The organism is Bacillota bacterium, from assembly GCA_040754675.1.
Classification (GTDB): domain Bacteria; phylum Bacillota; class Limnochordia; order Limnochordales; family Geochordaceae; genus Geochorda.
The window spans coordinates 1-2,325 of sequence record JBFMCJ010000611.1 but is presented as its reverse complement, the minus strand read 5'-3'; the positions used below and the strand labels follow the sequence as shown (position 1 = coordinate 2,325).

At 68.2% G+C, this 2,325-nt stretch carries 2 protein-coding genes; both read right to left on the bottom strand.

Features of this window, described 5'->3' with window-relative positions; all coding sequences use genetic code 11:
- On the bottom strand, nt 1-1,140 hold a 1,140-nt coding region (locus AB1609_21575; GenBank protein MEW6049026.1), incomplete at its 3' end, for an O-antigen ligase family protein.
- A partial coding sequence (locus tag AB1609_21570; GenBank protein MEW6049025.1) for a glycosyltransferase family 4 protein occupies nt 1,137-2,325 on the bottom strand: 1,189 nt, incomplete at its 5' end. The genes AB1609_21570 and AB1609_21575, both read right to left, overlap by 4 nt.

Sequence of the window (2,325 nt, the reverse complement as noted above, 5' to 3'; positions counted from 1 at the left end):
GCCGAGGAGACCGTTCTCCGCTGCAATCTGAGCCGGCCAGTTGTGGGGGAACTCCAGGGCAGTTACTCGCGGTAGAAGCACCCTGTCCTGGTCGCTCACGACCCTTGGCGCCACCTCGTCGACCTCGGTGGCGAAGTTGCCGGGCCCTACCCCAAACAGGGGATGCTCCTGGAACATACGCCACGACGCCTGCACGAGGACGATGCGAACCCCGTCGCTGGACGACTCCAGGCTCGTGAGAGAGCGGGCACGGGCCGCAATCGTCGCCCGGGCACGGTCCAGGGCCGGAGCCGGAACCACCGAGGCAACCACAACGACGACCCCCAGAATTACCCCGGCGGCCGCCGTCAAGCCTGGTATCATCCCAGGTACCGTCCGTGAGCGAAGCCCCCTCCGGAGGCTCCTACCTGCGACGGCCACCCAAGCGAGAGCAGCAGCCACGGCAGAGATCCAGCTTCCCCGGGAGAGTGTCAGCAGGAGAGCCAGAGCGATCAGCGTGGTAAGCAGTACCGCCAGGGATGTGACGAGGGCGCGAGCCGTCCGTCCCACCATGCCTGACGCGTCGGAAAGCTTGACTCCGGAACCCATGATCAGAGCGAAACCAACGGGGAGCAGTGCGGCCAGGTAGGCGCCCAAGGTGTTGGGATTGCCGGTCGTCGCCGACGGCCGCAGGGCCAAGTACGCCCAGCTACCCCTCCAGGAGAAAGATTCGGCAATGGCAAGTAAGGATGCCACGGCTGCCCCCAGGGTCGCGGCCCACGCGAGGCGGCGTCGATCCGCCGGATCGGCAATGAGCCCTTGAGCAACGAGAAGGAAGAAGAGGATGCCCAGGGTCTTCGTGGTCTCCCGGATCGCTACAAACGTATCACGGGCTACTGCTGTAGAGAGAACGTGCGAGAGGGCAAAGACCGCGGTCGCAGGAAAGAGGGGGCCGAGTGCCATCGCGGCCGGGGCACGATCCCTTCGCGCGAGCAGACGGTAGCCTGCCCACGCGCCCCACGACAGGAGGATGAGAGCGGACAGCAGATCGTTGCTGGTGAGACGGAGGCCCGGCACGGGCAGTTCGTAGAAGAGGGGCACCACGAAGGCGTGGACGGCGATGGCCAGGCGCAGGAGCGTCAGCATCCGTAGCCTACTCATGCCGACGACCCCGAAACCAGACGTGTCTCGCCACGTCGCCGGTGGATCGCATGGCGGTAAGCATTCAGCGTGAGCTGGGCCACGCGCTCCCAGGTGAAATGCTCTCGAACCCGTGCCAGCCCGCGTGCAGCCAGAACCGCAGCCAGCGAGGGGTCCGACTGCAGCCGGGCAAGGCACCGGTGCAGGGCCGAGACATCGCCCTCGGGGAAGACGAGGCCCGCATCGGCGATGACCCTGGGGATCTCCCCGGAAGACGAGCCCACCACGGGCACCTCGCACGCCATAGCCTCCACCAGCACCCGGCCAAACTGCTCGACCCAGCGGGGCGTGCTGACGGACGGCAGCACCAGCACATCCAGGGAGCTGAGGTAGCGCGGGAGCGCGTCCTGGGAAACCGGGCCGGTAAACCTCACCCGTTCTCGGATGCCCAGTGCCCGCGCCACCCGCTGCAGGCGTGGGGCGTCAGGCCCCGCACCGATCACGACGACGCTCCACCGTTCCTCGCCGGCCGCCGCCCGCAGTAACAGGTCCACGCCTTTCGCAGCATCGAGGCGCCCCACGTAGCCCACGAGAAATGACGAGGTGCCGGCCAGCTCCCGGCGGAGGCCGTCACGAGGGACCCTTCGGAAGCGCTGCGGAGATACGGCGAGGGGCACGACGTGGATGGGAGCGGCGGCCCCCTTGTGCCGGAGCACCTTGCGCACGTCCTCGTTGCCGGCAATGAAGCCGTCAGCCCGCCGGAGCACCCAGCGCTCGATCCATCGAAAAGGCGGCGGGAAGCTCTTGACGAGGTTCTGCCATGCCTCCACCACGATCGCGGCTCGAGGGGCCAACAGCCTGGCAACCGCCATGGCCTGCGCCGTGCTGAGGGCGTAGGGTTCCTCGTGGATGTGGACCACGTCCGGCTGCACCCTTTTGAGGACGGAAGGGAGGCCGCCGGCGTACGCGTATAAGGCCCCGTGACGTGGCCAGAGCACGGGGAGAGGCACGACCTCGTAGCCACGTCCACGGACGGGAGGCGTGACGCAGCGCCCTTCCGGGTGGATCCACCGGCGCGGGGTCACGAGCGTGAGCTCCAGGCCCGAGGACGCGAGCGCCTCCAGCCTCTCCGGATACCGCAGACCTGCCGCGCCGTGCCATATGAGGAGCACCCTCACCCCGCCGCACCCGCCCCGTGGGCGCTCG